Source organism: Pseudarthrobacter leeuwenhoeki, from assembly GCF_055412885.1.
Window position 1 is genome coordinate 279,857 of the sequence record NZ_JBVAYY010000002.1, and the last position, 6,934, is coordinate 286,790.

8 protein-coding genes are annotated in these 6,934 nt (G+C 66.8%); 5 read left to right on the plus strand and 3 right to left on the minus strand.

What is annotated here, in order from left to right; all coding sequences use genetic code 11:
• Positions 1 to 10 precede the first annotated feature (10 nt).
• Together glsA and ACZYX4_RS03005 are read left to right on the plus strand one after the other, a co-directional pair.
• Positions 11 to 1,828: a glutaminase A gene (glsA, locus tag ACZYX4_RS03000; protein ID WP_463873566.1), complete on the plus strand. Its 1,818-nt coding sequence runs from the start codon at positions 11 to 13 to the stop codon at positions 1,826 to 1,828.
• Between the two features lie 56 nt (positions 1,829 to 1,884).
• Positions 1,885 to 2,646, plus strand: a complete 762-nt coding sequence (locus ACZYX4_RS03005; RefSeq protein ID WP_463873568.1) for an SGNH/GDSL hydrolase family protein — start codon at positions 1,885 to 1,887, stop codon at positions 2,644 to 2,646.
• Here the strand turns inward: ACZYX4_RS03005 and ACZYX4_RS03010 are convergent.
• The 3 genes from ACZYX4_RS03010 to ACZYX4_RS03020 all read right to left on the minus strand — a co-directional run bounded on the left by ACZYX4_RS03010 (position 2,643) and on the right by ACZYX4_RS03020 (position 5,357).
• Entirely contained in the window at positions 2,643 to 3,398 is a 756-nt protein-coding gene (locus ACZYX4_RS03010; protein WP_463873591.1) for an FAD:protein FMN transferase, read from the minus strand. The genes ACZYX4_RS03005 and ACZYX4_RS03010 overlap by 4 nt on opposite strands.
• Positions 3,399 to 3,462: 64 nt before the next feature.
• Positions 3,463 to 3,924, minus strand: coding sequence for an FMN-binding protein (locus ACZYX4_RS03015; RefSeq protein WP_463873570.1), 462 nt, complete (start codon positions 3,922 to 3,924; stop codon positions 3,463 to 3,465).
• A complete protein-coding gene (locus ACZYX4_RS03020) occupies positions 3,921 to 5,357 on the minus strand; it encodes a ferredoxin reductase family protein (protein ID WP_463873571.1) in 1,437 nt (478 codons plus the stop codon). The genes ACZYX4_RS03015 and ACZYX4_RS03020 overlap by 4 nt, the downstream gene beginning before the upstream one ends.
• Positions 5,358 to 5,838: 481 nt before the next feature.
• On the opposite strand from ACZYX4_RS03020, the gene rpmB reads away from it, so the two are divergent.
• Genes rpmB through rpsN form a run of 3 tightly spaced genes read left to right on the plus strand, consistent with a single transcriptional unit; the run spans position 5,839 to position 6,552 of the window.
• A complete protein-coding gene (gene rpmB / locus ACZYX4_RS03025) occupies positions 5,839 to 6,075 on the plus strand; it encodes a 50S ribosomal protein L28 (RefSeq protein WP_326967061.1) in 237 nt (78 codons plus the stop codon).
• On the plus strand, positions 6,075 to 6,242 hold the full coding sequence (gene rpmG, locus ACZYX4_RS03030) for a 50S ribosomal protein L33 (protein WP_011693743.1): 168 nt from the start codon (positions 6,075 to 6,077) through the stop codon (positions 6,240 to 6,242). Before rpmB ends, rpmG begins: the two co-directional genes overlap by 1 nt.
• Positions 6,243 to 6,246: 4 nt before the next feature.
• Positions 6,247 to 6,552 (plus strand): 30S ribosomal protein S14, encoded by a 306-nt coding sequence (gene rpsN / locus ACZYX4_RS03035; protein WP_011693742.1) that lies wholly within the window; start codon positions 6,247 to 6,249, stop codon positions 6,550 to 6,552.
• Positions 6,553 to 6,934 lie beyond the last annotated feature (382 nt).

Below are 6,934 nucleotides of genomic sequence, written 5' to 3' on the forward strand. Positions count from 1 at the left end.
TGTTGGCAGTATGGAATCGCCGATCGACAGCTACCTGCGCCAGATCCACGCCGAGATCGCCGAGCTCAAGGACGGCAAGCCCTACAGCACCATTCCGGCCATGGCCAACGTGGACCCGGACAACTTCGGCATCGCCCTGGCCACCGTGGACGGCACGGTGTACGAAGTAGGTGACACCCGCGAGGAATTCACCATCCAGTCCATCTCCAAGCCCTTCACCTACGGGCTGGCCCTGGAGGACCTCGGCGCCGAGGCCGTGGACGCCAAAGTGGACGTGGAACCGTCGGGGGACTCGTTCAACGAGATCTCCCTGGCCGAAGGAACGGGCCGGCCGGCCAACGCGATGATCAACGCCGGGGCTCTCACCGCCACCTCGCTGATCAGGGGATCCGGCGGGCAGTCCGGGTTCAAACGGATCCTCAGCACCTACTCCGCTTTCGCCGGCCGCCAGCTCGCGGTCAGCGAGAAGGTCTTCGAATCCGAGCTCAAGCACGGCCACCGCAACACGGCGCTCGCGTACCTGTTGCGCTCCTTCAACATCATTGAGGATGATCCGACGCCCGTCCTGGAGGACTATTTCCGCCAGTGCTCCGTCCTGGTGAACTGCTTCGACCTCTCGATCATGGCCGCCACCCTTGCCAACGGCGGCCGGAATCCGCTCAGCGGCAAACAGGTGCTGGAAATCGGGCCGGTGGAACGCGTGCTGTCCGTCATGATGACCTCCGGCATGTACGACGACGCCGGTGCCTGGATCAGCAGCGTGGGGATGCCGGGAAAGAGCGGGGTGTCCGGCGGAATCATCGCCGTGCTGCCGGGCCAGGTGGGTCTGGCCGTCTATTCGCCGCCGCTGGATGAGCACGGCAGCAGCGTCCGCGGCCTGGCGACGGCACAGCGCCTCTCCCGGGACATGGAACTCCACTTCGTCCGCTCGGCCAGGACGGGCCGGTCCGCCATCCTCGCCGCGTACGACGTGACCGAGACGCCCTCGGGCATCCGCCGGAACGACGAGGCCGCCGATGTCCTGCGTGCCCATGGCCACCGGGCCCGGGTGATCGAGGTCAACGGCGACCTCCTCTTCGCCGGAACCGAGTCCATGGTGCGCGAGCTCAGCAGCCTGGCGGACGACGTCGAACTGGTGGTCCTGGACGTGCGGCGCACCGACCAGATCAGCGAAGTTGCCGTGCGAATGCTGGCCAAGGCCAGGCAGGGGATGGCCGACGCGGGCCGGGAACTGGTGCTGATTGAGGCGGACGGGTCCGTCGCGGAGGCCCTGGGGCTGTCAGCACAGCGCCAGGTGCCGTCCTTCGCGACGCGGAGCGCCGCCGTTGAATACTGTGAAAACCGCCTGCTGGGGCGCCACGGGAAGCACCTGCTGCTCCCGGACCACGTGCCGGTCACCGCGTCGCCAGCGTTGGCGCCGCTGGAGGAGGCAGACGCTGCTTTGCTGGAAGAGCTCATGACCCCGAAGTCCTACGACGACGGCGACGTCATCCGGCGCGTGGGTCTGCGGTTCGGCGGGGTCTACTTCATCACCTCCGGACGGGTCAGCAGCACGTCCCCGGGGCCCACCGCGGACCGGGTGAAACTGAATACGCTCAGCGCCGGCATGACGTTTGGCGAACTGGCGCTGGGCAGCGGTAACCGGCAGGAAACCACCGTCCGGGCGGTGGGCCCGGTGGAGGTCATGGTCCTCAGCGCGGAGGCAATCTCCGAGCTGGAAGCCGCCGACCCGCGGCTGGCCATCGCCCTCTGGAAGGCCCTGACCCGGGACGCCTACACCCGGGTGGAGCAGTACCTGCGGGAAACGGCGGTCCGGATCCGCGAATAGCGGATATGTCAGGCCCGCTTTTGTTTGCCCGGGGCAACTGCTGGCACACTGGGAACATGGATTTCACCTCCCGCTATGTAGCCCTTGGAGACTCCTTCACGGAAGGCGTCGGCGACGACGACCCTGCCCGTCCCAACGGTGTCCGGGGCTGGGCGGACAGGGTGGCGGAGCAGCTCGGCGCCGCCGATCCCGGCTTCGGGTACGTGAACCTCGCCATCCGCGGCCGGAAGCTCCGCCAGATCATGGCCGATCAGGTCGATGCCGCCGTCGCCCTTAAGCCGACGCTCGTGAGCATCTATGCCGGGGCCAACGACATCCTCCGGCCCAAGGTGGACATCGATGATCTGCTGGTGGAGTACGACGCCGGCATCCGCAAACTCAAGGCCACCGGCGCAACCGTGGTGATGTTCACCGGATTCGACTCCCGCGGCTCGAAGATCTTCAGCACGACGCGCGGCCGCACCGCAATCTACAACGAGCTGGTCCGCGGAATCGCCGGAGACCACGGCGCCCTCCTGGTGGACTACTGGCGCTTCAGCGAGTACTACGACTGGGGGATGTGGGCGAGCGACCGGATGCACATGTCCGCCGCGGGCCACGCAAACATGGCCAAGCGCGTCCTCACTGTCCTGGAGCACGACCACTCGATCGACGTCCCGCCCATGACCCCGGTTCCGGAGCTCAGTCGGACCGAGGCTATCCGGGCCAACGCCCGCTGGGTCCGCGAATTCGCCGGACCGTGGGTGGTCCGCCGCGTCACGGGGAAGTCCTCCGGCGACGGACTGACGCCGCGCTACCCCCGGCTCACGCACCTCTAAGCACGGAAGCCCGGCGTCGCGAGCAGTTCCCCGCCGCCCAGGACGGCAAGCACCTCGACGTCCCAGCTGTCGGTGGCCCAGTTGAGCATCCGCCTCCCGCCGGCGACGACGGCCGTCGCCAGCACGTCGGCGGTGAGAATGTCCGCGGCCGCCACCGACACCTGGCTGAATTCGAGCGCTCCGGGTCCGGTCCGGCCGGCTCCGGCCCGCCAGATGTGGTTGCCGCGCTCGGCGGTCCCGGACGTCGCCAGTGCGCTGAAGCGACCGGTGCCGCCCAAGGAAAAGCCCGAGAGCAGCGAGCGGCGGTCCTGCGGATCCACGATGCCGGCCAGCCACGGGGACCCCGTTCCCGGCACGGGAGAGCCGCTGACCAGCACGTCGCCGCCGGCGTTCAGGCACCAGTTCCGAATGCCGGCGGACTCCAGGGCGGCAGCTGCCTGGTCGATGGCGTAGCCCTTGATGATCCCGGAGAGGTCCAGCACGCCGTCGGGCCGCTCGGGCGTGAAGAATCCGTCGGTCAGCAGCCGCCACCCCGTGGCGTCCGCAAAGCGGGCGCGGAAGACAGCCGAGGCGTCCCGGAGCGTGACCTCGCCGCGGGCCAGCCGGCTCGCTTCAGACTCCGGGCGGTAGAGGCTGAAGGTCGCGTCCAGGCCGGCAAACACGCGTCCGACGGCGGCCGTGGCACCTTCGAGCACCTTTCCGCCATCCCGGGCGTCGCCGGCAGGCAGGGCGAGGCTGATGACGGTTCCCATGCACTGGAAGGTCCTGCTTTTCAGGGCAGGGGCTGCCTGCGCCGTGCTCCCGGCGGGCGAAGGCTTAGAGGTTTGCAGCATCGAGGGCTCCTTGAAGTGAACTCAAATACGCGTCACTGGTAACAGTGGCGCCGCTGATGGTCTGCACCTGGGCCGACTGGGCCCTGATGACCGCAGCGCGCAGCAGCGGCGCGGCACGGTTGCTGATTTGCTCCGACTTGCGGTCGTCGTCGGTCAGCTGGAGGGCGGTGACATCCGTGATCGCACCCGCTTTTACGGTGATCTGCACCTGGACGGCGCCAAAACGGGTCGGGACCACGCTGCCGGCAAAGGTCCCGGCGGCCTGCGCGGTGGCCCCCGCGGTTCCTCCGCCCGCTCCCGGCCCGGACGATGTGCCGGACGACATGGCGGCTGAGGTGCCCGCCGCCGTGCTTCCGGTGTCGGCGACTTGGGCGCCGGATTGCCAGCCCGCCAGAAGAATCCCGGCGGAGGCCAGTGCTGCTGAAACCGCTGCGCGTATTCTCACCAGTCAAACCTTTCGTTGTGGAGTTGCTCTTCGCGGACACCCGCCGCGCGGGCGTCGCCGATCACGCTGCGCACCCAGGCGGCTGGGCCGCAGACGTACACATCGGCGTCGGCGATATCCGGGGCGTAGCTTGCCAGCCGGTGTCCTGAACGGAGGGCCGACTCCGGCAGCCAGCTGTGTCCGCCGGTGGTCCGTGCGCCGGTGGCGTGGAACAAAGTGGCGCCGCGGCGGCGGCAAAGGTCCAGGATTTCATCGCCCAGGTACAGCTCCGCCGCACTGTGGCCGCGGAGGATCACCGTGGCGTTGCCGGGGTCAAACGGCGTGCGTTCCAGCAGGGCGCGGATCGGGGTGATTCCGATGCCTGCGCCGATCATGACGACGCGGTCCCGGCTGCGGGCCGCGGTGCTGAAGAGCCCGTAGGGTCCTTCGATGGCCACCCTCGTCCCGGGTTTCAGCCGTGCAAGCTGCGCCGATCCGCGGCCGAGGCTGCGGACGGTAATGCGCAGGGTGCCCCTGCCGGAGGCATCGGAGAGCACGGGTTCCGCGGAGAGGCTGAAGGGGTGCGGATGCCACCACGCGGCCGGGGAGAGGAACCTCCAGATAAAAAACCTGCCGCCTGTGCCGGCCAGTTCATCGAGGTGCCGGCCCGCCAGTTCAATACTGACGACGCCGGGGGCCTCCGTCACGATACGGCTCACGGCCAGCTGATGCCGGACGGTGGCCACGAGTGGCTCCAGGAAGCGGTAATGGGCCAGTGCGGCGCCGGTTCCGATGCAGATGCCCAGCCAGTACCAGCGCTGCCAGGTGCCCTCGGCGAAGAGCCCGCCGGTGCTGAACTGATGCGGGATCGCGGTCAGCACCGCGGCATACGTCAGCAGGTGGACGGCATGCCAGAGCTCGTAAGGGTACCGCCGCCGCACCGCCACGAGCGAGGTGAGCACCACGGCGATGAACAACCCGCTCGACACAATGGCGATCCGCATGTCGGGAACCAGCAGCCAGAGGGACACAAGCTCACGGAACGGATCGAGCCCTTCAGCCATCCCGTATCCGATGGCGATCAGGATTCCGTGCGCGAGCAGCAGGTACAGCGACGGCTTGCCGAGTTTGCGGTGAAACTCCAGCGCCCGGTCATGCCCGACGGCGCCGTCGATCACCGGCAGACGCGCCGCCAGCAGCAACATCAGCAGCGCAAGGTCCATGCCGGCGAGGCCGGCAACGATTCCCAGGGCCGTGAAGGAGCCGGCCGGCGTCGAGAATCCGGCGGCGCCGCCGTCGGCGAGCCACAGTGCGACGGCAAAGGCCACCGACGCCCAGGCGAGGACGGCCAGCAGGTCCGCCCGGAACAGGCGGCTCCGGGACTGACGACGGAATCGCTCCACAGGAGTGCGGCGCGGCCTGGCCGGCACGGCCATCTGGAGTGAGGAGTCCATGGCTCCACGCTCCGCCCGCCACCTATCAATTGGCTGTGAAACCGCTAGGGTGCCGATGTGACTTTGGGCCGAAGCGGGCAGTGCCCCTTATACACTTCCGGCTGCCGGATTGGTCTTTAATTCGTGAAACTCGTAGACTTGGTAGGCGCTAGGTGGCGCGGAGCGTGTGCAATTGCTCCGGTTGGCGGGATCTGTCTGCAAAATTGGCAGTCCTGATGGCCGGTAGTTAGGGGCTCAAGTTGCGTGCACTCCTGTATTCGCCCAGCATCCCGGTACTTCGCGGGGGTTTCCCGAAAGGATTCCGCCGCCCGGTAACCGTGGCCCACAATCTTCGCCGCAGTGAGGAACGCAGTAGGTTTACGCCACTGCCTGAATCCTGCGGAACTACCGAAACCCTGTGGGCGCTGGATGCGGACGCCGCCTGTCGCACGGTCAGCGGGAACTCCGCCGATCGTTTCATTTATTTTTGAGGAGAGTCGTCATGGCAGCACACTGCCAGGTGACCGGAGCCGAGCCGGGCTTTGGACACAGCATTTCGCACTCGCACCGACGCAACAAGCGCCGGTTCGATCCGAACATCCAGAAGAAGCGCTACTGGGTTCCGTCCCTGCGCCGTAATGTCACTCTGCAGCTCTCTGCAAAGGGCATCAAGACCATCGACGTACGCGGCATCGACGCAGTCGTCGCCGCAATCCTGGCACGAGGAGTGAAGCTCTAATGGCTAAGGACAAGGACGTACGTCCGATCATCAAGCTCAAGTCGACCGCGGGCACGGGTTACACCTACGTGACGCGCAAGAACCGTCGTAACGACCCGGACCGCATGGTTCTGAAGAAGTACGACCCCCGTATCCGCAAGCACGTCGAATTCCGAGAGGAGCGCTAAACACATGGCTAAGAAGTCAATGATCGCTAAGAACGAACAGCGTAAAGTCATCGTCGAGCGTTATGCTGCAAAGCGCCTCGAACTGAAGAAGGCTCTTGTTGATCCTGCTTCCACCGACGAAGCACGCGAAGCTGCACGCCTCGGCCTGCAGAAGCTGCCCCGCAACGCCTCACCGGTACGTCTGCGTAACCGCGACATCATCGATGGCCGCCCGCGCGGTACCTTCCAGAAGTTCGGCATCTCCCGTGTTCGCTTCCGCGACATGGCTCACCGCGGTGAGCTCCCGGGCATCACGAAGTCTTCCTGGTAATTCAGCACCCCTGAAGCCAGTGGCTTGAGGAAGGGCCGGCGCCTCGTGGCGCCGGCCCTTCCTGCATTTAAGGCTCGACGGCGGGCTGAAGCTCCTGCCGGTGGTGGCACTGCCCCCCGTTGCCAGGTGAGGCGGGAGTGTGACCCACTCCATGGAAGCGACTTTCCGGATTCCCCCGGGGAACCATGGTTCCGGGGGGCGTGGTTTCCGTGTGGTGGCGGGGTTTTTGGGGGTGTGGGGGTGGTGGTGGGGGTGAATTTGTGTCTGGTCGGGGGGGTGTGTAGAGTAGTTCGAGTCGCCGCCGCTGATGCGGAAAGATAGCGACCGACCCCCTGACAAACATCCTGAAAATGGTTCGCTTTTGTGGCGTGCTGTGGTGGGT